At 45.1% G+C, this 25,751-nt stretch carries 26 protein-coding genes; 22 read left to right on the top strand and 4 right to left on the bottom strand.

The window, feature by feature from the left end:
* Positions 1 to 207: 207 nt before the first annotated feature.
* From DESDE_RS13675 to DESDE_RS13655, 4 genes are read left to right on the top strand one after another with little or no spacing between them, the layout of a single operon-like run.
* The gene (locus DESDE_RS13675; protein WP_014794606.1) at positions 208 to 552 is read left to right on the top strand and encodes a PadR family transcriptional regulator; all 345 of its coding nucleotides are present in this window, start codon (positions 208 to 210) and stop codon (positions 550 to 552) included.
* Positions 539 to 1,249 carry a permease prefix domain 1-containing protein gene (locus DESDE_RS20805; protein ID WP_014794605.1) on the top strand — a complete coding sequence of 237 codons (711 nt, stop codon included), beginning with the start codon at positions 539 to 541 and terminating at the stop codon, positions 1,247 to 1,249. The genes DESDE_RS13675 and DESDE_RS20805 overlap by 14 nt, the downstream gene beginning before the upstream one ends.
* A 31-nt stretch (positions 1,250 to 1,280) precedes the next feature.
* A complete protein-coding gene (locus DESDE_RS13660) occupies positions 1,281 to 1,796 on the top strand; it encodes a hypothetical protein (RefSeq protein WP_242831257.1) in 516 nt (171 codons plus the stop codon).
* A 55-nt stretch (positions 1,797 to 1,851) separates the two neighbouring features.
* On the top strand, positions 1,852 to 2,094 hold the full coding sequence (locus tag DESDE_RS13655; RefSeq protein ID WP_041917275.1) for a hypothetical protein: 243 nt from the start codon (positions 1,852 to 1,854) through the stop codon (positions 2,092 to 2,094).
* A gap of 77 nt (positions 2,095 to 2,171) precedes the next feature.
* On the opposite strand, the gene DESDE_RS13650 is transcribed toward DESDE_RS13655, so the two are convergent.
* From DESDE_RS13650 to DESDE_RS13635, 4 genes are all read right to left on the bottom strand, one after another.
* Positions 2,172 to 2,864 (bottom strand): TerC family protein, encoded by a 693-nt coding sequence (locus DESDE_RS13650; protein ID WP_014794602.1) that lies wholly within the window; start codon positions 2,862 to 2,864, stop codon positions 2,172 to 2,174.
* Between the two features lie 394 nt (positions 2,865 to 3,258).
* Positions 3,259 to 4,008, bottom strand: a complete 750-nt coding sequence (gene cybH / locus DESDE_RS13645) for a Ni/Fe-hydrogenase, b-type cytochrome subunit (protein ID WP_014794601.1) — start codon at positions 4,006 to 4,008, stop codon at positions 3,259 to 3,261.
* A 19-nt stretch (positions 4,009 to 4,027) separates the two neighbouring features.
* Positions 4,028 to 5,740 (bottom strand): nickel-dependent hydrogenase large subunit, encoded by a 1,713-nt coding sequence (locus tag DESDE_RS13640; protein WP_014794600.1) that lies wholly within the window; start codon positions 5,738 to 5,740, stop codon positions 4,028 to 4,030.
* Positions 5,741 to 5,757: 17 nt separating this feature from the next.
* Positions 5,758 to 6,840, bottom strand: a complete 1,083-nt coding sequence (locus DESDE_RS13635) for a hydrogenase small subunit (protein WP_014794599.1) — start codon at positions 6,838 to 6,840, stop codon at positions 5,758 to 5,760.
* A 164-nt stretch (positions 6,841 to 7,004) separates the two neighbouring features.
* Here DESDE_RS13635 and DESDE_RS13630 point away from each other — a divergent pair, with 164 nt between their 5' ends.
* From DESDE_RS13630 to ahbB, 18 genes are all read left to right on the top strand, one after another.
* Entirely contained in the window at positions 7,005 to 8,159 is a 1,155-nt protein-coding gene (locus tag DESDE_RS13630) for an amidohydrolase (RefSeq protein WP_014794598.1), read from the top strand.
* A 611-nt stretch (positions 8,160 to 8,770) separates the two neighbouring features.
* The gene (gene speD / locus DESDE_RS13625; protein ID WP_014794597.1) at positions 8,771 to 9,148 is read left to right on the top strand and encodes an adenosylmethionine decarboxylase; all 378 of its coding nucleotides are present in this window, start codon (positions 8,771 to 8,773) and stop codon (positions 9,146 to 9,148) included.
* Between the two features lie 244 nt (positions 9,149 to 9,392).
* Positions 9,393 to 10,148 carry a polyprenyl synthetase family protein gene (locus DESDE_RS13620; RefSeq protein WP_014794596.1) on the top strand — a complete coding sequence of 252 codons (756 nt, stop codon included), beginning with the start codon at positions 9,393 to 9,395 and terminating at the stop codon, positions 10,146 to 10,148.
* A gap of 126 nt (positions 10,149 to 10,274) precedes the next feature.
* Positions 10,275 to 11,027, top strand: a complete 753-nt coding sequence (tatC, locus tag DESDE_RS13615; protein WP_014794595.1) for a twin-arginine translocase subunit TatC — start codon at positions 10,275 to 10,277, stop codon at positions 11,025 to 11,027.
* 11 nt (positions 11,028 to 11,038) lie between these two features.
* Entirely contained in the window at positions 11,039 to 11,446 is a 408-nt protein-coding gene (locus DESDE_RS13610; protein WP_014794594.1) for a Sec-independent protein translocase subunit TatA/TatB, read from the top strand.
* Between the two features lie 22 nt (positions 11,447 to 11,468).
* Positions 11,469 to 12,437: a polyprenyl synthetase family protein gene (locus DESDE_RS13605; RefSeq protein WP_014794593.1), complete on the top strand. Its 969-nt coding sequence runs from the start codon at positions 11,469 to 11,471 to the stop codon at positions 12,435 to 12,437.
* A gap of 406 nt (positions 12,438 to 12,843) precedes the next feature.
* A complete protein-coding gene (locus tag DESDE_RS13600) occupies positions 12,844 to 13,518 on the top strand; it encodes a 4Fe-4S dicluster domain-containing protein (protein ID WP_019850863.1) in 675 nt (224 codons plus the stop codon).
* A 22-nt stretch (positions 13,519 to 13,540) separates the two neighbouring features.
* On the top strand, positions 13,541 to 14,482 hold the full coding sequence (gene nrfD, locus DESDE_RS13595) for an NrfD/PsrC family molybdoenzyme membrane anchor subunit (RefSeq protein ID WP_014794591.1): 942 nt from the start codon (positions 13,541 to 13,543) through the stop codon (positions 14,480 to 14,482).
* A 326-nt stretch (positions 14,483 to 14,808) separates the two neighbouring features.
* Positions 14,809 to 16,107, top strand: coding sequence for a cytochrome c biogenesis protein ResB (gene resB / locus DESDE_RS13590; protein ID WP_014794590.1), 1,299 nt, complete (start codon positions 14,809 to 14,811; stop codon positions 16,105 to 16,107).
* 31 nt (positions 16,108 to 16,138) lie between these two features.
* Complete coding sequence (ccsB, locus tag DESDE_RS13585) at positions 16,139 to 16,984, top strand: c-type cytochrome biogenesis protein CcsB (RefSeq protein ID WP_014794589.1); 846 nt, start codon at positions 16,139 to 16,141, stop codon at positions 16,982 to 16,984.
* 149 nt (positions 16,985 to 17,133) lie between these two features.
* Positions 17,134 to 17,772, top strand: a complete 639-nt coding sequence (locus DESDE_RS13580) for a precorrin-2 dehydrogenase/sirohydrochlorin ferrochelatase family protein (protein ID WP_014794588.1) — start codon at positions 17,134 to 17,136, stop codon at positions 17,770 to 17,772.
* Positions 17,748 to 19,079 (top strand): glutamyl-tRNA reductase, encoded by a 1,332-nt coding sequence (gene hemA, locus DESDE_RS13575; RefSeq protein ID WP_014794587.1) that lies wholly within the window; start codon positions 17,748 to 17,750, stop codon positions 19,077 to 19,079. Before DESDE_RS13580 ends, hemA begins: the two co-directional genes overlap by 25 nt.
* A gap of 10 nt (positions 19,080 to 19,089) precedes the next feature.
* Positions 19,090 to 20,031 carry a hydroxymethylbilane synthase gene (gene hemC, locus DESDE_RS13570; RefSeq protein ID WP_041917403.1) on the top strand — a complete coding sequence of 314 codons (942 nt, stop codon included), beginning with the start codon at positions 19,090 to 19,092 and terminating at the stop codon, positions 20,029 to 20,031.
* Positions 20,032 to 20,043: 12 nt separating this feature from the next.
* The gene (gene cobA, locus DESDE_RS13565; protein ID WP_014794585.1) at positions 20,044 to 21,558 is read left to right on the top strand and encodes a uroporphyrinogen-III C-methyltransferase; all 1,515 of its coding nucleotides are present in this window, start codon (positions 20,044 to 20,046) and stop codon (positions 21,556 to 21,558) included.
* On the top strand, positions 21,555 to 22,730 hold the full coding sequence (gene nirJ1 / locus DESDE_RS13560; RefSeq protein WP_014794584.1) for a putative heme d1 biosynthesis radical SAM protein NirJ1: 1,176 nt from the start codon (positions 21,555 to 21,557) through the stop codon (positions 22,728 to 22,730). Before cobA ends, nirJ1 begins: the two co-directional genes overlap by 4 nt.
* Before the next feature lie 22 nt (positions 22,731 to 22,752).
* Positions 22,753 to 23,733, top strand: a complete 981-nt coding sequence (hemB, locus tag DESDE_RS13555; RefSeq protein WP_014794583.1) for a porphobilinogen synthase — start codon at positions 22,753 to 22,755, stop codon at positions 23,731 to 23,733.
* Entirely contained in the window at positions 23,730 to 24,728 is a 999-nt protein-coding gene (nirJ2, locus tag DESDE_RS13550; protein WP_014794582.1) for a putative heme d1 biosynthesis radical SAM protein NirJ2, read from the top strand. Before hemB ends, nirJ2 begins: the two co-directional genes overlap by 4 nt.
* Positions 24,729 to 25,745 carry a siroheme decarboxylase subunit beta gene (ahbB, locus tag DESDE_RS13545; RefSeq protein WP_014794581.1) on the top strand — a complete coding sequence of 339 codons (1,017 nt, stop codon included), beginning with the start codon at positions 24,729 to 24,731 and terminating at the stop codon, positions 25,743 to 25,745.
* The last annotated feature ends 6 nt before the right edge of the window (positions 25,746 to 25,751 follow it).

Below are 25,751 nucleotides of genomic sequence, written 5' to 3'. Positions count from 1 at the left end.
CAAGATAAGCAACCCAATTGAATATGCATACGATGGTGTTAATTTATTGTTTCAGTGCGTCGTTAAAGGTGATGCGGACTTCGTGGTCGCTCGTAGCTCTACTCTACGGAATGACATCATGATTAAGAAAAGTCCCTTGATATACCTTGATCATCTATGTATAATTTACGTAGATGATCAAGGTATATCAATTTGGAGGGTAGTATTATGAAAATTGATAAAGGTTTAATCGGTGGAAGTACTAATCTTTTAGTGCTGTCCTTGCTTCAAGAGCAAGATCGATATGGTTATGAAATTATCAAGGAGCTGGAATCCCGTTCGGATAGAACATTTCTATTCAAAGAAGGGACGCTCTATCCTGTTCTCCATAGACTTGAAAATAACGGATTAGTAACCTCGTATATGGCAAAAGGTGAAACCGGCAAAGAGCGTAAGTATTATAAAATAACGAATAAAGGCCAAAAACAGCTTGCAGAAGAGAAGCGGACATGGGAAACGTTCTCGATTTCAGTAAATAAAGTCATAGGTGGTAATGTTCATGCCTTCTCCTAAGATAGATGATTTTTTGAGGAGTGTTTTATCCCATGTCAAGTTTTCCTTTGATAAAAGGGCAATCCATTCAGAACTTGAAGGCCATCTTTTAGATAGAATCGAGGAATATCTCGAACAAGGATACGATGAAGAAACCGCCGAACGTTTATCGGTTGAGGGTATGGGAGATCCAGAGGAAATTGGAACGGAGTTAAATAAACAGCATAATCCGGTGATCGGCTGGCTGTGGAGGTTGACCCATACTGCGGTTGTTTTATTGGTTGCAGTTAATCTTTTCATGATCGGGATACCACTAATTGATTCTTTGAGAGTTTATGATCCGGCAAAAGACATTCCCCCAACCGACATAGTCTATGATCTTATGGTTAATGAAAAAGTACGTTTGGATGATTCAGTGATTAAATTTACCCGTATTATTCTTAAAAAGAACGGAGAGTTAAGCATTATCTACAAATATTACGATACCCGGTTTTGGGGGACAGGATGGAGCTTTAGCGGAATCGGTAATATCTCGGACAATTTAGGAAATGACTATTGGGCCGGCTCCGGTGCCAGTAATGGAGGAATTGTTACCAGAGGGATACGAACCTTTGAGAATTTTGATAAAACAGCGGAGATGTTAATCATCAGCTATGAAAATTACAATAGAAGTTATAGGGTTGAAATTCCGCTTAAGGCCGGTGATGTCATTGAGTAGATCTAAGAAAATCATGCGAAACATTATCATAATGGTTTTTTTAGGCGCTGTTTTTATTCTGCGTTCGGGCCTCTATCTGAGTCCGCTGTCAGCCCATGAAAATTCTGAACGCAGCATCCATTATGGGCCGTCGAAGGTTGTGCATATGGAGGACTTTGATAAGGGTAAATACATTTTGGGGAAATACGATCGATGGGTCTCCTGTAATACGGTAAGAAAAGAACTCCTCTTCTTTTGGAGCTTTGGTAATAATCCCATCGGCTTCGAAAACGATCCTACTGAGATAATAGATTATACTATTGATGGTTTTCACGATGATGATCATTACGATTTTAAACTTTACGGAATTGTCAATGACCCCAGAATTAAGAAAGTTGAGATTATCCTAAGAGATGGAAAGGTTTTGACTCAGACTGAATTCTACGGGGATTTGTTTCTTATTACTTGGCGGACCAATGACTACACTTCGGATTGGGGTCTAGAAGAGGTTCGTGGTTATGGTGAAGGCGACAGCATTTTGTTTAGAGCAGAGAATGAAGTCTACTAAGGGATGTGGTAATATAGTTATGATGTGATTAGACTAGGGAAGGATGAGTAATGTATTGAAGAGACTGGACTTTAACAAATTTGTGGAGGCAGATTTTACCTATATGCGTTTTGTTCATGTAGCCAAACAGGAGAGTCAGTTGGGAATGAGAGAGCGTATTGATAGGGAACTGGCTGTTATGATCGATGATTTGATGTCCATCAACCTAGAGTATAATAACGTGGGCAAGCAAGTCCTTGCTGTTTGGCAAGGATACTGGATGGCCATATCTGCACTGGATATAGATATAGAGGATTAATTTCTCTGTGAATCAAGCAGGTAAATAAGACATTAAAGGAGCGTGCCCGGGTAGGGCACGCTTCTTTTGGCGATTTATTAGGCTGCATGGTGTTGAGCAGTTTGCAGAGCTTTTTTCTTATTTTTACGGTGACCAAGAAGCAAGACTATGGCTATAAAGATGGCACTAAGGCTCCATTCAATGAGGGTACTTTCACCAATGAGATTCTTTACATAAGGTTCACCCACCAGCATGGTTACAGCTGTATGTGTTATGACTGCAGCGCCGATGGGGATAATGATCGGAAAGCGATTAATGGCCTTGATAACAAGAGTGCTTCCCCAGATCACGATGGGGATGCTGATGCACAGTCCGAAAATAACCAGAAAAGGACTTCCGTGTGAAGCGCCTGCTACGGCTAGAATATTATCCAGCCCCATGACAAAGTCGGCAATGATAATTGTGCGAATCGCTCCCCAGAAATTCGAAGCACTTTTCACATGATCGCCTTCTTTATCATCGGTAAGGAGGTTGTAAGCCATCCAAACCAGGAAAACACCACCGACAAACATTAAACCGGGAATCTTTAAGAGCCAGACTGCCACTAAAGTTGCTAAAGAGCGGATAAGGATAGCACCACCAGTACCAATCAGAATTACTTTCTTCTGGGACTCATGGGGCAGGTTTCGTGCAGCCATGCCGATAACAATAGCGTTATCCCCTCCAAGAACCAGGTCCATAAGTACGATGGATAGTAGAGCTGAGAAAAATTCCGGGCTAAGAAACTCCATTTCTTTACATCTTCTCTCTTATTATTTTTTGCGTTACCAGATGGTATAGGCCCTTTAACAGAGGTGGTAAAGGGGCGGCTGTAACAAAACTGAGCATTAAAAAAACCTTTACCCAAAATGGGCAAAGGTCTCGCTAACAACTGTGTTGCCAACAAAGCCGGGACTTAAGTCCGGGAATGACGACTTTGCTGTACAGCTACTCCCCTTTGAATTTTTACATAATCAGTATATCAAGGTTGAGGACAATCTTCAAGATTTCCCAAAACACTTTTGGGCTTTTTTAGTTGTTTGCCCTTAACCTTCAATCCGCTCAAGGAGGTATTCCCATCTCAGGCCCAGCTAATATATCTGGTATGGCGGACTACCGTTTCAAGGTAGCCGCCATTTTCCCATATCAGGAGGAAGCTGGGTGATCCTCCGATTTTCGATTCTTAGTATCCTCAGGTTTTATGGTTTCAGATAGTTCATACTTATAACCGCTGATCATGGATGAGACAGTACCATCATCATCCAGGATATCCTGACGAAAGACCATATAGAGATGGCCAAGGAGAAAGGCGGCATAACCCCAAGCAAAAAGATGATGGATCATTCGGACTTGATTTTCGCTGCCCATGGCTGGGATCAGCCAGGAAAAAAGGCCAAGGACTCCGTCCGGCGGAGTTGCTGTAGCCCTCATGGCAAAACCGGTCAGAATCATGACCAAGCTGGCAATCCAAATGAAGACAAGATACATCAATTGGGCCATAGAATTATGCCCGACATGGGTTGTATGTTCACGGGTTAAAAAGAGGTAGTATTTTAGGGTGGCTATAGCATCCCGCCAGAACTCTTTGCGCCAAAACCGCAGCTTTGAGTATTCATTGCCGACTATAAACCAGTACAAGCGAAAAAGAAGATTGGCTGTAAAAATATAGGCAGTAACACCATGCCAATAACGACTATTGCCCATGACAAAATTACCGACCGCTTCTCCGGGAGCTACTAGAATGGGATTGCCGATATATAGCCCGGTGACAAATAAAATCACTATGGAGACGGCATTAATCCAGTGAAAGAGTCTGACAGGCAATTGCCACACATAGATGGGAGCGCGAAGTTTTGAGGGACTCCCATAAGGTTGATAGTTTTTGGATTCAGCCATGGGGCACACATCCTTTTGTCTAGAGAACTTTTACTTTTGCTAATTTTTCTCCTGTGGGAGAGATGAGATGAGTTGCGCAAGCTAAACAGGGATCAAAGGAGTGGATGGTTCGAAGCAGTTCCAGAGGCTGATCTTGAACCGCTACAGGAGTATCCAGGAGCGAGGCTTCGTAAGGGCCTTTAACTCCCTTTTCATCCCGGGGAGCAGCGTTCCAAGTAGTAGGAACCACTGCCTGATAGCTTTCCACTTTGCCATCATGGATTTTGATCCAGTGAGCCAAGGCACCACGGGGTGCTTCGGCAAAACCAACCCCTTGAGCGGTGGTCGGCCAACGACTGGGATCCCATTTCTCCGGATTGAAAGTCTGACTGTCTCCCGCTTTTATATTAGCAATCAAATCTGAGTAAAATCCGGCTAAATGGTCCACGGAAAGTTTAGCTTCCAGAGCCCTTGCCAAGGTTCTGCCCAGGGTAGAAAACAGGGCATTAACAGGCAGATCTAATCGCCGTAGAGCATCATCGACCAAACCTTTGATGGGCTTATTACCGCGGGCATACCCTACGACAAAACGGGCAAGGGGTCCTACCTCCATGGGATTTCCTTTCCAATGAGGAGTTTTGATCCAGCTGTATTTTTTATTCTCATCGAGATTATGGTAGGGAGGTCTTGGCCCGTCATAGACTGGGGCAGTCTTACCCTGCCAAGGATGCAATCCGGCCTTGGGATCGTCGTATTGGTACCAGGAGTGGCTGACGAACTCTTTGATGTGTTCGGGATCCTTCAGATCCACGTCATAGACTTTGCTCAGATCGCGGTTTAAGACGGCACCATTAGGGAAAAGGAAGGAGTCAGGCTCCCGAATATCTGTCATAGGGACACCCCCATAACAGAGGAAATTTCCGATCCCGCCCCCCCATAAGTCCCCTTTGTAGAAGCCGGCAATAGCAAAGAGGTCGGGAAGGAGGACTTTATCCACGAAGATTTGGGCCTCATCGATTTTTGATTTGACGAGATTTAAGCGCTCCATATTGATGACATGGACATCGTTCAGGTTAATGGTGGAAGGATGGCCCCCTACACAATAATTGGGATGAGGGTTTTTTCCGCCAAAGATGGTGTGAATTTTGACAATTTCTTTTTGCCAATTAAGGGCCTCGATATAATGAGCTACTGCCAGCAAATTGGCTTCAGGAGGGAGACGATAAGCGGGATGCCCCCAATAGGCATTGGCGAAAATCCCTAACTGTCTGCTTTCAACAAGTCTCTTAACCTTATTTTGTACATCACGGAAGTAACCCTCCGAAGAGTTGGGCCAATCCGATAGGGACATGGCCAGTTCGCTGGTTGCCTTGGGATCGGCCTTCAGAGCGCTTAGAACATCGACCCAGTCAAAACCATGCAAATGGTAGAAATGAACCACATGATCATGAACCATTTGGGTAAGGGTCATGATATTGCGGATAATGTTGGCATTCTTAGGAATTCTATAGTCAAGAGCATCTTCAACAGCACGGACTGAAGCGATGGAATGAATATGGGTACATACTCCGCAGATTCTTTGGACAAAAGACCAGACATCTCTGGGATCTCGATTCTCAACGATTTTTTCAATTCCTCGAAATATGGTTCCCGAACTTAAGGCTTCAGTGATTTTGGTGCCTTCAACTACAGCTTCAATTCTCAAATGCCCTTCCACCCGGGTTAACGGATCAACAACAATTCGTGTAGCCATAGACTTCAAACCTCTCCTTATTTTTCCTGCTTCTGCCTTTTCTCACCGGTTTTTGTGACGATGGTCGCTGCGGCATGAGCCACCACTCCGATCCCCGCAACTCCTAAGGCAGCCATCCCCACTTCGTCGGGATTTCTACCGATAGCATTATTGGGGATATCGGCCAGATGGGTATAAAAGGGTGTGCTGGTATCGTACCAGTTGTTTTCGGAACAAGCCATGCAAGGATGACCTGATTTGACAGGGAAGCTAACCCCTCCATTCCACTCGATAACAGCGCAGGCGTTGTAAGCTACGGGCCCTTTACAACCCATCTTGTAGAGGCACCAACCCTTTTTAGCTCCTTCATCATCAAACTGCTCGACGAATTGGCCGGCATCAAAGAAAGCGCGCCGGGTACATCCATCATGAACCCGTTTGGAATAAAAAGCTTTGGGACGGCCCTGGCTGGTTAGTTCAGGAATTTCACCAAAGGTTATATAATGCACGATAGTTCCAGTGATGACTTCAGCGATGGGTGGGCAGCCGGGTACATCGATCACCGGTTTGTTTTTGACAATACGGCGGATGGGGACGGCTTCTGTAGGATTGGGGTAAGCCCCTTGAATACAGGCGTTGGTGGCACAGGAACCATAAGCAATGACTGCGGCTGCTCCATCGGCACATTCCTTGAGAAGGTCATTGGCGGTCATTCCCCCAATGGTACAATAGATTCCACCGTCTCCTAAGGTGGCGCTGCCCTCGACGACCAAAACATATTTTCCATAATAGTCCTGCATGGCTTTAAGTCGGGCAGACTCAGCCTGTATTCCTGCAGCAGCTTGGATAACTTCCATATAATCCAGGGATATCATATTGAATATGAGATCGGAAATCAGCGGATGAGCACTGCGCAGAAAGGACTCGCTGCAACAAGTGCATTCCTGTAGATTTAAATAGATTACCGGAACGCGGGGTTTTGTTTCGAGAGCTTTGACTATTTTAGGGACAGATGAAGAGTCAAGTCCCAACATAGCAGCGGTCATCGTACAGAACTTTAAGAAGTCACGACGCGAAATGCCTTTGCGGCGGGCCCAGCTATAATAGGTATCTTTGTCCACGGTTATCCCTCCCTGACTCTGGAATTCAAGATATTGTTTTGCAAAAAGTGGAAAACTATACATGGTTGTATGTCCCTTGGCAAAGACCCTAAGGGAAATGAATGTGTTCAATAATGGTTTTTCCGGTAATACTAAGAAAAAGCTAACACAGTAGGGGTGAAGGGATGAGTCTTTTAATAAAAAACGGTTTGGTCTGGCTTCATGAGCAGGAGGATTTTATTAAGGCTGATATTTTCATCGAGAATAATAAAATTAAAGAGATCGGACAGGTAATCGAAGGGGAAAAGGGGGTCCCGTTTATTGATGTGCAAGAGGGTTATATTCTGCCAGGATTGATTGATTGTCATACACATTTGGGGATCATTGAGGAAGCAACAGGAAAAATCGGTGTGGACAATAATGAAATATCTGATCCCATCACCCCGAATCTTAGAGCAATCGATGCAGTCAATCCCATGGATATTGCCTTTAAGGATGCGGTTCGCAATGGAATTACCACAGTTATGTCCGGACCGGGAAGCGATAATCCGGTAGGGGGCTTAAGTATGGCCTTCAAAACCTCAGGGCGAATCATCGATCATATGGTAATCAAGAACCCGGTAGGTTTAAAAGTCGCCCTGGGAGAAAACCCGCTCACCACCTATGGCCAAGATAAAAAATCACCGGTAACCCGGATGGGTACGGCATCTCTGATTCGTGAGTTATTCATGCGAACTCAGGATTATATGATCTTGAAAAAGGCGAATAAAGTGAATCAACGTGACGTCAAGCTGGAGGCTGTGATTCCGGTTTTAATGGGAGAAATCCCCTTGCGAGCCCATGCCCACCGAGCCGATGATATTATAACTGCCGTTCGCATCGCTGAAGAATTTAATATCGAAAAATTGGTTATCGAACATGGAACAGAGGCGGATCTTATTGCCGACTATTTGTTTGAAAAGAAGGTAGCGGTAGCTTTTGGTCCCATGCTGACTCCGCGCATAAAAATGGAACTCCGCAATAGAAATTATGCCTCAGCCCTTAAATTAGTGGGCTCAGGGCTAAAAGTCGCCTTAATCACAGATCATCCCTACAACTCCATCGATCAATTGAGGACCATAGCTATCTTGGCTGTAACAGAAGGACTTTCTCCAAAAGATGCATTAAAATGTCTTACGGTCAGTCCAGCCGAGATTCTGGGATGTGATGATCGCATTGGCAGAATCTCTAAAGGGTATGATGCCGATCTGGTCGTCTATGACCAAGAGCCGTTGAATATTAATGCCAAGGTTCAGCAGACGATCATTAACGGAAAGATTGTCTATTCTAAAAATAAATAAATGGATCCAACAGATAACGCCCCTAATGACCCGTAAGCGTAGCTTTACGCACAAGAGCGAAGGATTTTCACTGTGTATAAGGCAGCTAAGGTTCTGCTTCGCGTCACTCACCATAAGCCAAGCTTTCTTTAAGCGGAAGAGCGGCCGGGTTAACGAAGCTTTCTTAACGTAGCGCAGCCACCGGTTCACATCAGGTACTACCCGAAGGTTTGGCGCAGCTGTTAAGAAAGCGAGTTGACCAGCTCTGGAGCTATTGAGGGAGCGGTGTGCGTAAAGCTACCCGACCCGGACAACAACTTTCCTTCATTAATAATTAAATAACTTTCAGCCGAAAGATTTGGACTCATCCAATCGAGGAAAGCACAGTTCTTAATAATTCTCATAATATAAAAGTGAAATACTGAGGAATGCGGAGCAAACCGGAAGAGAGTTCATCTCATTCCAGATTTGGAGCAGATAAGAGGGTTTTACCGGGATAAAGTTAACTTTTTTATTGACAAGCGGCCACATTGTGCTACAATTGTTTTCGATAGGAATTTGGGTCACCGAACTGCTTTGTTCGGCTCGGATTCCTTCCATTTTGCTTTTGTAAAGGGGGCAAAGATGACAAAATGAGCAATTCTCTGGGACGTCATGTGTTGGCTGAAATCTATGGTTGCAGTTTCGAGATTCTCAATAGCCGCGAAGAAGTCGAAGCAATCATGGTCAACGCAGCCCTGGAAGCAGGCGCAGAAGTACGTGAAGTGGTATTTCATAAGTTCAGTCCGCAAGGTGTGAGTGGTGTGGTAGTCATTTCCGAATCCCATTTAGCCATTCATACATGGCCAGAACTTGGTTATGCAGCAGTAGACGTATTCACATGCGGGGATCAGGTCAATCCCTGGGATGCCTGTAATTATTTGACCGAGCAATTTAAAGCAGGTCATATGACAGCTACGGAAATGAAACGTGGACTCGTAGAAGATCCAAAAGAAGCGGTAAATCTTTAGGAGGGATATTTATTTTATTCCAGACTGAGAGAAGGCTGGCATAATAGACCTTGTGACGGGAGAGTTACAAGGTCTATTGTTTTGAATTATGGAATGTCAATATTTTCTAAGTAATTGTAGGATTATTTATATGAACTTGTAAAAAATAATGTTATTGATCGTAGGAACTGTACTAGGGGCAGGATTTTGATGTAAAGCCTCGAATATTACTTAGATTAGCCTCAAATATTAAGGAGAGATTGCCTTGTTGCTACTGACCGAACACTTCAAGGAGGAGCTTGAAGAAATAAAAAGAACCCTTAGACGTGAAATCAAGCTCAAGGCTGCAGAATTTGACGAACTTGTAGAATTGAATTTTGGTGAACTTGAGAATAACGCCTGCCCTCTTATTGTCCTTTCCGTGAGCCAGACCTTTGGAGGTGCTACACGTTCAGCTATTGGTCTAGCCACAATCTTTCAATACATATTTATGGCTGACCAGGTTCATCGCCTGATGAAGGATGATCCGGATTTAGAAGAAAGCAAACGACAATTTCCGGTACTTGTGGGGGATTTTTTGTATGGGAAATTTTTTCTAAATTTATGTAAGGAAAAAATGCTTCATTTCTTGGCACCTCTGGCTAAAATTATCGAAAGTATGAACCAAGGAGCAATAATTCGTTGGTTATCAAAGGATAAAAGAGTGAGTGAAGGCGAATACATAAAGACAATTGAGATGGAAAGAGCATCGCTAACAGGTCTTGCTGCACGGCTGGGGGCAGAACTGGCCGGCTGTTCGGTGAAGGTGCAGGAGCAATGTGAGACCATAGGATGGAATTTGGGGATTGCCTGGGCCGCATCTCAAGAACGAATTGAGGGTAAGGTGGTTGACTCTGCTCTGACTGAGGCTAGAACTATTCTCCGAGAGCTTCCTAATCTTAAAAACCACTCTTTAAATCAATTAATCGATTATATTGAAAGCAATGTGCAGGTTCAAACGCTGGAGCTGAACTATAGATAACAAAGCAGGGTTGTCTTTGTCATCAAAGTAATTCCATGCTAAAATTGAAGAGAACTTAGAAGTTGCAATCAATATAAAAATGCGCGCTGAATAAAAGTAGAAGGATTATGGGAAGGATGTGTGGGGATGCGCAGGCGGAAACGTGTTGACGAAAATATGCCGCTCATGGAGCATATTAGCGCATTACGCAAAGTTTTCTTATTTGCAGCATACGGAATCATTTTAGGTACGGTTGTCGGATGGATATACAGCGATCAGGTTTACGCATTCCTTGCCAATCCAGTGATTCAACTGGGCATAGAATTAATTACAACAACCCCCATGGAACCCATCATGGTTAAACTGAAAGTATCCATTGTAGTAGGGGTAGTCATTGCTTTGCCAATAATTATCTGGCAGATTTGGAGTTTTATTCTCCCAGCTTTAAAGCAAAATGAAAAGAAATACCTTTATATGATTGTACCTAGCTCGGTTATCTTGATGTTAGGCGGTATAGCTTTTGCTTTTTTCTTTGTAATTCCTATCGGGCTTAAATTCCTGCTTTTCACTGGCCAAGCTGTTGTAGCTTCAACTACCCTAGTGACAAAAGCTTCGTATTTATCCTTTATTATACGTTTTCTTTTAAGCTTTGGTTTGATTTTTCAACTCCCTGTTATCTTGCTGCTTTTGATTCGTATTGGCATCCTCTCCCCAGATAGCCTGGCTAGAAAAAGGAAGTATGCCTTCTTTGGAATTGTAGTGGTGACGATGCTCATTTCGCCAACGCCTGAGCTGGTGACTCAAGGTCTAATGGTTTTGCCTACATATATGCTGTATGAGGCCAGTATTTGGCTCGGTTATATTGTCGCCAGGAAACGAGAGAAGGCGCTGGAAGGATAGGGGGGTAAGAGATGAGTTTTAATGAACTTATTATATTAATGGTTATCGCCTTGGTATTATTCGGCCCAGAAGACCTTCCTGATGTGGCTCGTGCCATTGGAAAAGTCGTTTTTGAGGTTAAGAAAATTGCCGGAGATATGACAAAAGAATTTCAGGATGCTGTCAATACTCCCAGCAATGTCCTGAAGAAGACCTTAGATGATACGCTGAAGACGACCACACCTAAAAAAAGCAGCCAGGAAGAAAAAAAGGCAGCAGCAACGACGTCTTCGACGGTTGCAGCAGCTACACCTGAAGCTGAAAATCCGGCGATAGATGAGAAAGCGACACCCAATCAAGACGATGAAGAACTATTAACCTATGATGATGAGGATCCTCTTGCGGAACTCCCACAAGATATGGTGTCCTACGATAAATAGGGTGTAAGCAGGTGAACCAAGATTGAAACAACTGTGGCTTTTTAACCAAATCAATTCTGATTTGCAGAAGGTTGAAAAAGAACTTCATGCCTATATAAAAACAGATTTCCCCGTACTGGATCAGTCGGCTGTTCAACTATTGGAAGCCGGAGGGAAGCGGTTACGCCCGGCTTTTACCCTTTTAGCAGGAAAATTTTATGGCTATCCCATTAATAAACTCCTTCCTGTGGCTATGGCTTTAGAATTGATTCACATGGCGACTCTGGTTCATGATGATGTGGTGGATGCTTCAATGACACGTCGGGGACGGCCAACAGTTAAGGCAAAATGGGGAAATGTGGTTTCTATCGCTACTGGAGATTATCTATTAGCCAAAGCTTTGGAATTACTTGCTCAGATTAACCATCCTGAAGTATCAAGAATCCTTGCTGAAGTCAGTGTTGAAATGAGCCAGGGGGAAATTCAACAGATTAAAGCCTCCAATGATGTCAACCAGAACTTAAAACAATACTATTATCGTATTAAGCGCAAAACAGCCATGCTTATTTCCGCTAGCTGTAAACTGGGGGCCTTGGTGTCCTCCGCACCACGGAGAGAAGTTTGGGCTCTGGGGGCCTATGGACACGCCTTGGGTATGGCTTTTCAAATTGTCGATGATGTCTTGGATGTTACTGCTGAAGCCTCCGAACTGGGGAAACCCATCGGGGGAGATATTCGTCAAGGAATTATGACCTTACCGTTGATCCTTGCTCTGCATCAATCCAAGGATAGGGATCGGTTGCATGAATTGCTTTCCAAGCCTGAGAAGACTGAAGAAGAAGTCAGAGAGGCCATTAAATTGATTAAGGATTCCGGAGCAATTGATGACTCCATGCATTATGTGGACTTATATATAAGCAAAGCCAATTCTTATCTTCAAGAGCTTCCTAATGTACCTACCCGAAAGGCTCTCGTGGATCTGGCTTATTTTATAAAAGAACGTAAATTTTAGAGTCTAATATAGGCAAAATTTATTGCACTTGCACCTAATTTACTCAAATCATAATTAAGATCGAAAGAAGTTAGTTTGGAGCTAATGAATTTCGGTCTTTTTGTATGTATATTGGAACTTCGGGCATATCTGCTAAGGTCCCGTGCCTGGGGACAGAAGGCTTCTTTATGTAAGATAATGAAATTAATGGGTAGGCAATTATGAATTTTTAGTGAAATAATGATCAGAATGCAGAAATTACCGAAAGCTAATACTTTGCAATAAATAATTTCTATGGTATTCTTTATTACGAAGACAAGAAGCAAGTAGACCTTTATGAACTAATAAATAGATATTATATGTCGAGGCTTCTTGTGTGAAAAAATGGGTAAGTACTAGAGGGAATTAGAGAAAGGGGTTGTTCCATGTGTCAAAGCTCGATGTAAAACTAACACGTCGTACGGCTTTAAAAATCGGGGCTTTAACCGCGGCTGCTGTCGCTGTTGGTGTTCCGATGGGAAGCTTAAAAGAAACGAGTGTTAAAGCCGCAGGGACGGAGTCGGGTGAATCCAAGCAATTAGGGTTTAAGTATGATCAAACGAAATGTATTAATTGTAAGTTGTGTGCCAAAGCATGTAAAGAAACGAACAATTGGGAGCCGGGTGCTGAATGGCGGAAAGTGTATGTAGCTGAGCCGGCAAGCAATAAGGTATATCTCTCGATGAGTTGTAACCACTGTGCCGATCCGGCCTGTATGACGGTATGCCCTGTAAAAGCGTACACAAAACGGGATAAAGACGGTATCGTCGCTCATAATACGAAGAAATGTGTGGGCTGTGCTTATTGCCTCTATGCCTGTCCTTATCATGCACCGCAGTTTGTTAAGTCCGGTACCGGAGCAGTCACGAAATGCGGTTTTTGTGCTGAGATTCAGGACCAAGGGGGTAAACCTGCTTGTGTATCCTCATGTCCGACCGGTGCATTGACCTATGGGGATATTACAGAGCTGAGAAATACTCCCGGTGCTGTAGCTCCGGAAGTCAATGGTCTTCCATCAGCCAGTATCACTAATCCTTCATTAGTGATTATCCCGAAAGCTTAAGGAATAAGGAGGAGGAAAAAACATGGAGCTTCATTGGGGATGGTTAATCGTTATATATCTCTTTTTAGGTGGTTTAGGTGCCGGAGCATACCTCACTTCTTATGCTGCCGGGAGAGGTTGGTTGGGAAATTCACCTGCTTTGAAACGTGCAGGATACTTCATGGCTGCTCCCATCGTAGCCTTTGGTACATTGCTTTTAGTATTTGACTTGGGCCAAGGATTAAAGAAACCCTGGCTGCTCATTGGTCTTTTGAGGAACTTTTCCTCAGTCATGACCTGGGGTGTGTATATTCTTGCTCTCTTCATCTGTGTTGGGTTATTGGTTGCTTTCTTCGTTTGGAAGAAAAAAGAGATTCCCGGCGTTTTAGAACATGTTGGAGCACTCCTGGCTTTCTCAACTTGTGCTTACACAGGTTTGCTTGTTGCAGTGGTTGAGGCGATTCCTTTCTGGAATACCTATGTTATGCCGGTATTATTCGTTGTTTCTGCTTTTTCTACAGGTCTTTCCATTACTGTATTGGTCAGCAATATCATTGATAAAGGCGTACATTCCGATGAGTACAAGGTTTCCAAACTTCACTTCTATCTTGTCAGCATTGAAATTGTTCTTGTAGCCTTTATCTTTAGCATGGCTAATGCCGGTGGCGCAGTGAAAGCTGCTTCTGCCGCCAAAGCAATTTCCGGTGAGCTGGCTCTTTGGTTCTGGCTTTTCCTTGTGGTACTGGGACTGGTCGTGCCCCTTCTTATTTCGGCTTTTGCAGTCAAAAAGCTTGGTAGATCTGCTCATACCGGTCATGCTCTTCATGCGGCAGCGGGAAGCGGAAATACCGTAGCCTTAGAGCAAGGTCAAGGATTAGTCAATGTTCTCCTTCTCAGCGACGCTTTGGTTGTTCTGGGCGGATTTGTTCTTCGCTACGTGGTTATCTTTGCAGCCGTGCCCATTTGGAATGGCATTTTAATGTAGTTTAGAATCCGTAGATTAGGAGATAATAGGGAGGCAAAGCTCGGAGACGGATGTAGAGCTTTGCCTTCTTTTTTATAGGTATTCTTTAATATAATAAAAGGAGTTATTTTTTGTCACCTTTTGTACTTTTTGTAACTTGTTCGGGAATTCTTAATAAATTCTTTTTCAACCCTTAATAAACCCTTACCAAATCCTATGAAAACTCTAAAAGAATCGTGATTTTTCTGTGAAACAGACTTTCAACCTAGGATAACCTCAGAATATATAGTAAAATAATACATAAAATAAACCTTTGAATAATTCCAAAATCAATACTGGAGGGTATTATGAGCAATAGGTCTGATGGATTGATTGAAAAAATTTGGGACATTTTCAGCTCAATGAAAACTGGACTGGTATTACTCGGAGTCGTTGCTCTGGTCTCGGGCATTGGAACCCTTATACCACAGGAATCTCTCGATCCGGAGGGAGCGCGTGCTGTTGCTGAGATTTGGAGAACCTTAGGATTTACCAGGATTTATTCTTCACCTTGGTTTCAATTTTTATTGGGCCTACTCTGTATTAATCTTATTGTGTGTAGTGTACAGCGTTTTGGGGGAATCTATAAGTTAACATTTCATCCCAAGGCTCCCAAAGATAATTCAGGTATACCTCAGAAGATCAGTGCCAAACTATCTGGAGAGAATGAAGATGTTTTAAAGAAAAGAACTCAAGAAGTACTTAAGAAGAAAGGCTTTCGTATTACAGAGTCAGCTAACGAGGGGAAATGGAGCTTTACAGCACAAAAGCATCGTATGGGCAATTGGGGCTCCTTCATTACTCATATTTCTTTTGTGATCTTAATCATTGGAGCGCTAATTGGATCCATCTCCGGCTTTAAAGGCTATATGATGGCCGGTGAGGGAAGTGTGATTCCCATTCAAGAGATTGACATTTATAAAGGTCAAGTGAAAGAGAACTTTATGGTTAAGATTAACTCGGTGGAAGATAGAATACTCGCCAACGGAGAGAGGGATAACTGGTATACTGATCTCAGTATCATTGAATCAGGAACAGAAGTTCACCGCCAATCCATCTCTGTGAATCATCCCTTAACTTATAAAGGCATAACCTTTTATCAAACCAGCTATGCGCCGGGAGCTTTATTTACTGTGGAAATGGATGGAAAGACCTTCCCTGTGGCACTCCAGAATGGGGGCGGGTATTTTAATGCACCAGGAACCAATCTTTACCTTGTTCTTGCAGCCATGAAGGCGGGGCCTCAAGAATCCGTGATCCTTTACCAGGTTTTTGATGAGAACAAGCAGTTGGAAATGGGACAGCTCATTCCAGGAGAATCGGCGAATATCCAGGATGCCTATACGATAACCTTTGACAAAGCCACGGCATTCACAGGATTACAGGTTAAAGCGGATCCCGGAGTATGGGTTGTTTGGCTTGGGTGCGCTCTTTTAATGGTGGGATTGCTCTTATCCTTCTATTGGCGGCCTGTCCGTATAGCAGGCATTTTGGAGCCTGATCTTGATACTCAAAAGCCGTCCTTGGTTTTAGGAGCTTACACCGGAAAGCTTAACATGGGAGTAAAAGAGGAATTCGACCGTATTGCAGCTGAAATAAGGGAATAAATGATAATTTTAGGTAAAGGAGTCGATATCGTTGGGTGGATCCGTGGAAAATTGGGAAGTCATATTATTTTATATTATGGTTGGAGCTTACATAGGAAGTACCATTCTTTATTGGATCGGGATGGCCGCTAAAAAGGACTTTATCAACCATCTGGGTACATTTGCTGCCATCATCGGATTAATTGCTAATACCGGGGCGATCATTTTGCGCTGGGTGGTTACGCAAAGGCCGCCTTTAAGCAATGGTTATGAATTTATCCTTACCTTCTGTTGGGGAATTGTCATCATCTTTTTATTTGCAGAGTTCCGCTATAAGATTAAACCTCTGGGCAGTTTTGTCATGCCGGTACCCTTCTTATTGCTTATGTTTATCATCATGAAAATGGGTCCTTCAGAAAGAGTAGCGGGAGCTATTCCACCGGCCCTGAAAAGTCAGTGGTTAACCTTCCATGTGTTCACTGCTATGCTGGCCTATGGGGCCTTCGCCATATCTTTCGGTCTGGGATTAATGTACTTGCTCAAAACCAATGCCCATTCCAACGAAAAGGAAACCTGGCTCAACCGTTTCCCCCACGAAAATGTTCTGGATGAGCTGGCTTACAAAATGATTGGCTTTGCCTTCCCTATGTTGACCCTATGTATCGTTACCGGTGCTATTTGGGCTAACTATGCCTGGGGCACCTATTGGTCCTGGGACCCCAAAGAAACCTGGTCCCTCATCACTTGGATTATTTATGCAGCTTATCTCCATGCCCGGCTGATGTATGGGTGGAAGGGGAAACGGGCGGCTTGGATGGCCATCATTGGTTTTGCAGCCGTGTTGTTTACCTTCTTTGGAGTGAACTACTTGCTCCCAGGTTTACATTCTTACGCCTAAAGAAGAGCTTGTTCATAAAAACACTTAATCGTCCCATAAAAAATTGATTCTTTTTTAGTTGGGGTTTTCGTTGTAAGATGTGATTAGAATTATTCGAGTTTTTTATCCTCACAGAGGATAAGGGTTATAAAAGGAAGCGGGGGCTGCAAGTGTCACATTATTACCCCATTTATGTTGAGATGCAGAATAAACCGGTTTTGGTTGTGGGCGGGGGAATGGTTGCTTGGCGAAAAGTGAAAACCCTGCTGGAGCATGGTGCTGTCGTTCGTATCGTATCACCTGAACTTCACCCGGAGCTACTGAAACTGGTGGATGATGTCCGATGTTTATGGAAGAAAAAAGAGTACTCTGCCGATGATTTACAGGATGAGGTGTTGGTATTTTCCTGTACCGAAATCGAGGAGGTTAACAGCGCTGTAGCCAGAAATGCCCGGGAATCTTTTCGCCTGATCAATGTGGTGGATGATCCGGAGAAATGTACTTTTATTGTCCCCTCACTATTAGAGCGTGGAGATTTAAGCATTGCTGTCTCTACGGGAGGGAGCAGCCCCATTGTAGCCCGCCAGATCCGGACCGAGCTGGAAGAGCACTACGGGGAGGCCTATAAAGATTATTTGACCTTACTGAGAAGCTGGCGTAAAGATGTGAAAGCCCAGCTGACAGCGGAGCAGAAGGAAACGTTTTGGAATCAGGTTACGGATGGAGAGGTCTTTGAGCTGATAAAAGACGGTCGGCTAGACGAGGCGAAGGGAGTAATGCAGAAGTGTTTCCAATCACTATTGGGTTGAACCACAAGACGGCTCCAGTAGAGATTCGTGAGAAAGTCAGCTTTCATCCTTCGGAGATTGATAAAGCCTTAATGGAATTGAATACTCTATCCGCCTTAAATGGGGTAGTGCTATTAAGTACCTGTAATCGTTTAGAGATTTATGCAGCCACTCCTGAGGTTGAATTGGGAGTCAGTGCGATTAAGAAATTTCTGGCGGGGCATGGGAAGCTTCAAGAAGAAGATATTAATCAATATCTTTATGTGCATACCCTTTATGATTCCGTACGGCATCTTTTTCGTGTCGTGTCCGGCTTGGATTCCATGGTTATGGGTGAGACCCAAATCTTGGGTCAGGTGGCGGATGCCTACGAAAAATCATCACAGCTTAATTTAAGCAATAAAATTATTCATGCTATTTTTCAAAATGCTTTGGCTGTAGGAAAGCGAGTCCGTTCCGAGACACAAATTGACCAGCATCCTACTTCGGTTTCCTACACAGCGGTGGAACTTGCCAGACAAACCTTTGGGGATGTGCGAGGCAAGAGTATTTTGATTTTAGGGGCAGGAGAGATGAGTGCTCTGACTGCAAAGCATCTGGTGGCCAGCGGAGCGGATGCCGTATTGGTTTCCAATCGTTCCTTGCAGCGTGCCCAAGCTTTAGCACAAGAGTTCTCAGGAAAAGCTATCCCTTATGAAGAATTGGACTCAGCCTTGGCAGAAGCAGATATTGTCATTTCGGCAACGGCCGCCACTCATTTTGTCATCCAACCGGAGCGCATGCGGCGGATTATGAAACAACGCAATAATCAATCCTTATTGCTTATTGATATCGCCGTACCCCGGGATATTCATCCCAATGTTGGAGAATTAGAAGGTGTTACTTTGTTTGACATTGACGATTTGCGAGGAGTAGTGGATGCCCATCAAAAAGCTCGGGAGGGTGCAGCCATACAGGCCGAAAAAATTCTCGAAGAAGAGATGGGGCGCTTCGTGAAGTGGCATAATTCCTTATTTGTGGTTCCCACCATTGTGGCTTTGCAGCGCCGTGGGGAAGAGATCCGCGAGATTATGCTGAAAAATACCTTGAATAAATTGGGTTCGATTGATGAGAAACAGGAGAAAATTATTCGGTCCATGGCTAACTCCATTGTGACTCATCTTTTGCATGCTCCTATTACCAACCTGAAGGAAGCAGCTAATACCAGTCAAGGCCATCTTTATTCGGAAATACTTCAAAATTTGTTTGATTTAGATGTTAATGAAATTTCGCCTCATGCAGGATGGAGTGTCCATCATGCAGCCAGTCATCATTCTAACCAAGGTTAAGGGGGAGCACATGCGAAGCATTAAAATAGGTACACGGGATAGTCAGTTGGCCCTTTGGCAAGCTGAATGGGTAAAAGGGAAACTGGAGGAGCATTACCCTGAAGGTGAGTTTGTCCTTGTCCCCATGAAAACGAAGGGGGATAAGATACTTGACGTTCCTCTTGCGAAAATCGGTGACAAGGGTCTTTTTACTAAAGAGTTAGAAGTGGGCCTTCTCAACGGGGAAATCGATTGTGCTGTTCATAGCCTCAAAGACCTTCCCACAGTCTTGCCTCAAGGATTGGAAATCGCCGCTTTTTGCGAGAGAGAAGAGCCGCGGGATGTTTTTCTAAGTAAAGACGGCACACCTTTAGCGGAATTACCTGCAGGTTCAGTCATCGGTACCAGCAGCTTAAGGCGTAAAGCTCAGTTACAGAATTATCGTTCGGATTTGGTTTTTGCGGACTTGCGCGGCAACCTTCAGACTCGTTGGCGGAAACTGCAGGAGTCCAATATGGCAGGAATTGTTCTGGCGGCGGCAGGGGTGAAACGCTTAGGATGGGAAGAACGGATCACAGAATATATCTCTGAAGAGATTATGCTCTCGGCAGTAGGCCAAGGAGCCATTGCTGTGGAAATTGCTTCTCATCGGGCTGAGGTTCGGGAAATGCTTGACCTGCTGAACCACCAAGATACAGAAAGAGCTGTCAAAGCAGAACGGACTCTCCTCTACCGGCTGGAAGGAGGCTGTCAGATTCCCATAGGGGCATGGGCTGTGACCGAGGGTCAACAGATTGTTCTGAAAGGAATGGTCGCTTCTTTGGACGGTCAACGCATCTTGAAGGTCTCTCTGTCGGGAGATAACCCTGAAGAGTTGGGCAGGAAAGCTGCCGATAAGCTTATTGCTCAAGGAGCGATGGAGATCCTTCAGGAGATTCGCACAACCTTCGATAATACGCAACATCAAGGATAGGAGTGTTCTGATTTGGACAAAGGATATGTATATTTGGTCGGTGCTGGGCCCGGAGATCCGAAACTCATTACTGTGAAGGGGGCGGAGTGCATCGCCAAGGCTGATGTGCTTATCTACGACCGCCTGGCTTCACGCCGGCTTTTGACCTTAGCCCGTCCTGATTGCGAGCTTATTTATGTAGGGAAATCCCCCGATCGACATACACTGCGCCAAGAGGAAATCAATGCTCTCCTGGTCCAGAAGGGTTTGGAAGGAAAAATAGTTACTCGTTTAAAAGGGGGAGACCCTTTTGTTTTTGGGCGCGGTGGAGAGGAAGCAGAGGATCTTCTTAAGGCAGGGATTCCCTTTGAGGTTGTTCCCGGTGTTACTTCGGCGATTTCTGTACCTGCCTATGCCGGTATTCCTGTGACTCATCGGGATTTAACCTCTTCCTTTGCCGTCATAACCGGTCATGAAGACCCCACTAAAAACAGTTCGGCTTTGGCCTGGGAACATTTAGCTACTGCTCACGGGACATTAATCTTTTTGATGGGTATGGAAAACCTGTCCTTGATCTCCTCCAAACTCATAGAAAATGGCCGTTCGCCTTCTACTCCCGTAGGAATTATCCAATGGGGGACCCGGCCGGAACAACGGGTGCTTGTAGGTGAACTACATAATATTGCTCAATTGGTAAAGGAAGAAGGCTTCACCAATCCCTCCATCATTATCGTGGGAGAGGTTGTTCAACTGAGGGAGAAGCTGCAATGGTTCGAAAAGAGACCCCTCTTCGGTCAGAGGGTTATTGTGACCAGAGCAAGGCATCAAGCCAGTGCCTTATCCCAAGGCATTGAGGATCTGGGCGGAGAGCCTTGGGAGTTTCCTGCGATCGAAATCGTTCCTCCCAGTGATCCCAATCGGTTGATTCACGCCATCAAGAATCTGAAACGGTTTGAATGGGTCATCTTTACCAGTGTCAACGGAGTAGAAGAATTCTTCAAAGTTCTCATGGAGCAAGGAAGGGACATTCGTGACTTGGCCGGTATGGACGTCGTCGCTATCGGTCCGGCTACCAGAGATGCTTTGGAAAAGCGATGTCTGAAGGTTTCCTTTGTTCCTGAAGAATATAGAGCGGAAAAAATAATCGAAGGTTTGGCCAGCCGGGTTCTGCCCGGTCAAAGTGTGCTCTTGGCCCGGGCCGAGGAAGCCCGGGATATTCTGCCCGAATCCCTGAAAGCTTTAGGGGCGGACATCTGGGATGTTCCTACCTACCGCACGGTTTTGGGGAACGCCAATAAGGAAGAACTCCTAAAACTTTTAGAAGAGAAGGCAGTAGCGGCTGTTACCTTTACCAGTTCTTCAACAGTGCGCAATTTCTTGCAATTAATTGATGGCAAGCAAAGCCTTTTAGAGGGGGTTAAACTCTATTCTATCGGTCCCATTACCAGCAAAACAGCTCAAGAGTGCGGGCTGAGCATTTACCGGGAAGCGAAGCAGTATACCATTAAGGGGCTTCTTGAGACACTGGCAGGGGGGAACAAGGAATGATCAGTTTAACGAAATTGCTTTTTAATACAGAATACTTTGGAGACTCTCTGCGCTACAGCAAAGGGTCAAAAGGGTCCATGCACGGAACCACTTCCGGGTCAGGGCCGGTGGTGGTATGGAACTCGACACGAACCTGCAATTTGAAATGTGCCCATTGTTATATGGAATCCGATGCCCAGAAATATCAAGGAGAATTGACTACAGAAGAGGCCAAGCGCTTTATTGATGATTTAGCCGATTTTAAAGTGCCGGTACTGCTTTTCTCAGGAGGAGAGCCATTAATTCGTCCAGACTTTTTTGAGCTGGCTGAATACGCCGCCGCCAAGGGGATTCGCCCCACCCTCTCCACCAATGGAACCTTGATCACAAGAGAAGTGGCTCAACGCATAAAAAACATTGGGGTGGGCTATGTAGGAATATCTTTAGATGGTTTACGGGAAGTCAATGATAAATTCCGCGGCAAGGAGGGGGCTTTTCAAGCCGCTATGGAGGGCATTCAGAACTGTGTTGCCGTGGGGCAGCGAGTAGGACTCCGTTTTACTATTAATAGTCATAACTATGCGGAGCTGGATAAGATCTTTGATTTTATTGAAGAAGAAAATATCGATCGGGTTTGCTTCTATCACTTGGTCTATTCCGGACGGGGCAACCAAATGATTGCAGAGGATGTCACACCTGAGCAGTCCAGGCAGGCCATGGAAACCATCATCCGGCGTACCATAGATTTTGAAGAACGGGGACTCCAAAAGGAGATTTTAACGGTGGATAATCACTGTGATGGAGTCTATCTTTACCTGCGTACCTTAAAGGAGGATCCTGAGAAGGCACAAAAGATCAAGGAACTGATCAGCATGAATGGAGGGAATCGCTCCGGGATTGCCTTCGGGGAAGTGGATCCCTTGGGATATGTGCATCCGGATCAATTTACCCAACATATCACTTTCGGCAATGTGCGGGAACGAAAATTTGGGGATATATGGACGGACCAGACCCACCCTATCCTGGCGGGGTTAAAGGATCGTAAGCCTCTTCTCAAAGGCCGTTGTGCCCGGTGTCAATACTTGAATAACTGTAATGGCAATTTCCGCACTCGTGCGGAAGCCGTCACCGGAGATTTCTGGGAATCCGACCCAGCCTGCTACTTAACCGATGAGGAGATCGGAATAGTATAAGGAAATGGAGGAGGAATGTACAATGCAACTCATCAGACGTCCCCGAAGATTAAGAAGCAGTGAAACCATACGCAAGATGGTCCGGGAGCATCATGTCCGGGTTGAGGATCTGATCTATCCCATGTTTGTTATGTTTGGGGAGAAGAAAAAGATCCCCGTTTCCTCTATGCCTGGAGTTTATAACTACTCTTTGGATGAGTATGTCGTGGCCTTAAAGGATGTAGTGGAGGCTGGAATTCCTGCAGTTTTACTCTTTGGACTACCTGAGTCCAAGGATGAAATAGGAACCGGTGCCTATGACCGCCACGGCATTGTCCAGGAAGCGGTACGCTTGACGAAAAAACATTATCCGGATCTTTATGTGATTACCGACGTTTGCCTCTGTGAATACACGGACCATGGACATTGCGGAGTCATTCAGGATGGGCAGGTTCTCAATGATCCTACCCTGAAATTGCTGGCTCAGACGGCGGTTTCCCACGCTGAAGCCGGAGCGGATATGGTGGCACCCTCAGATATGATGGATGGCCGGGTAGGGGCGATCCGGGAAGCTTTGGATGAAGCAGGCTATACTCAACTTCCAATTATGTCCTATGCGGCTAAATTCGCCTCTGCTTTCTATGGACCCTTTCGTGAGGCTGCCGGTTCGACCCCCCAATTCGGGGACCGTCGCACTTATCAGATGGACCCTGCCAATGGCAATGAAGCCATGCTTGAGACCGACCTTGATATCCAGGAGGGGGCTGATATGCTTATCATCAAGCCTGCTCTGGCCTATGGGGATATCACGTATCGGACCAAGGAGCAATTCGGGCTGCCCATAGCCGCTTATAATGTCAGTGGCGAGTACGCCATGGTCAAAGCGGCTGCAGAAAAGGGCTGGATTGATGAAAAACGGGTGGTCATGGAGAGCCTGGTCAGCATGAAACGAGCCGGAGCGGATCTCATTATTACTTACCACGCCTTAGATGCAGCACGCTGGATAAAGGAGGAACAATCATGATTGTATCTTGGAATACCACTAATGCCTGCAATATGTATTGTGATCATTGCTACCGTGATGCCGGCTGCAAGGCTGAAGAAGAGCTGAGCACTGCCGAAGCCAAGACACTCCTTGAACAGATTGCTAAGGCCGGATTTAAAATTATGATTTTTAGCGGCGGAGAGCCTCTCCTGCGCCCGGATATCGTGGAATTGGTAGCTCATGCCACCTCCTTGGGCTTGCGCCCGGTTTTCGGAACCAATGGGACTCTGATTACTGTGGATATGGCTCGCCGCTTGAAAGAAGCAGGGGCCATGGGGATGGGAATTTCCTTGGATTCCCTGCATATTGAAAAGCATAATCAGTTTCGCAAGTATCCCAGAGCCTGGGAAGAGGCAGTGCAGGGCATGCGTAATTGCCGGGAAGTGGGACTTCCTTTTCAGATTCATACCACAGTCATGGATTGGAATCGGGATGAGCTGGAAGCCATTACGGATTTTGCTGTAGCTGAGGGGGCGGTAGCCCATCATTTCTTTTTCCTGGTTCCCACTGGGCGGGCTGTATCCATTGAAGAAGAGTCCCTGCGGGCTGAGGAATATGAAGATGCCCTGACCCGTATCATGAAAAAGCAGCAAGAGGTTGATATAGAGCTTAAGCCGACCTGCGCTCCGCAGTTTATGCGGATTGCCAAGCAGATGGGTGTTAAGACCCGTTTCGGACGGGGATGCCTGGCCGGTACCTCCTACTGCATTATCAGTCCAAAGGGGCAGGTACAGCCTTGTGCCTACCTCAATATCCCCTTAGGGGATGTCCGGGAGACACCCTTTGATGAGCTTTGGAAGACTCACCCAGTTCTGAACGAATTGCGTACTTTGGATTATAAAGGGGGCTGCGGTATCTGCGGTTATAAAACCATCTGCGGCGGCTGCCGGGCCCGGGCTGCTTATTATGAAGAAGGAGATTTTATGGCAGAGGAGCCCTGGTGCCTTTATCACGGGCGTAAGGGGGGAAAATAAATGGATGCTCTTGACCGGGCTCTGCTGAATATTGTTCAAACGGATTTTCCCATTACATCACGTCCCTACGAGACTTTAGCCGGCCTTACCGGAAGCACAGAGGATGAAGCCTGGGAAAGAATACAATCCTTTCGCCAAGAGGGAATTATCCGGCGCTTAGGTGGAGTCTTTGATTCCCATCGTTTGGGATATAAAAGTACCTTGTGCGCGGCTAAAGTGCCCGAGGATAAGATTCAGATTCTAGCCGATCTGCTTATGGATATTCCCGGAGTGACTCATAATTATTTGCGTAATCATGATTATAATATTTGGTTTACCCTTATCGCCACTTCCCAGAAGGAAGTGGAAAAGGTTCTAACCACCATCAAAGGGATCATTGGCACGGAAGAGGTGTATTCTCTGCCGGCTCTCCGTCTATTTAAAATCAGTGTGGATTTTGACTTTAGTCCGGAAGATCAGGAAGAGGATAGCCGCAATTTAGAAGAATATGAGTGTTCATCAGCTAATCCACGGGGTTCTCAAAAGTTAGAACCCTACCCGGTGGATGAAGCTGATAAATTAATCATACGGGAACTGCAGGGGAATATCCCTGAGTCCTTAACTCCCTATGCAGAGATTGCCGAAAAGCTGGCTTGGCAGGAGGAGCGGGTTCTTAAACAGACTCAGCATCTGGTTAACAACCAGGTGATTAGGCGTTTTGGAGCTGTTCTCCGTCATCAAAAAGCCGGATTTACCGCCAATGCCATGGGGGTTTGGCAGGTCCCCGAGGAAAAAGCCGAATCACTCGGCAAAATTATGGCATCCTTCCGAGAAGTGAGTCATTGTTATCAAAGACCTACCCTCAAAGATTGGCCATATAATCTCTTTACCATGATCCATGCCCGTTCCCAGGAGGAATGCGGTGAGGTGATGGCCAAGATCGCTCAAGCAACGGGAATCAAAGACTATGCCATGCTCTTTAGTATTAAAGAGTTAAAAAAGAGCAGTATGCAATACTATATGGAAGAAGACGATTAGGAGGGT

The organism is Desulfitobacterium dehalogenans ATCC 51507, from assembly GCF_000243155.2.
In the GTDB taxonomy this organism is placed as follows: Bacteria; Bacillota; Desulfitobacteriia; order Desulfitobacteriales; family Desulfitobacteriaceae; genus Desulfitobacterium; species Desulfitobacterium dehalogenans.
The sequence above is the reverse complement of the archived record's forward strand: the minus strand, read 5'-3'. Positions and strand labels throughout refer to the sequence as shown.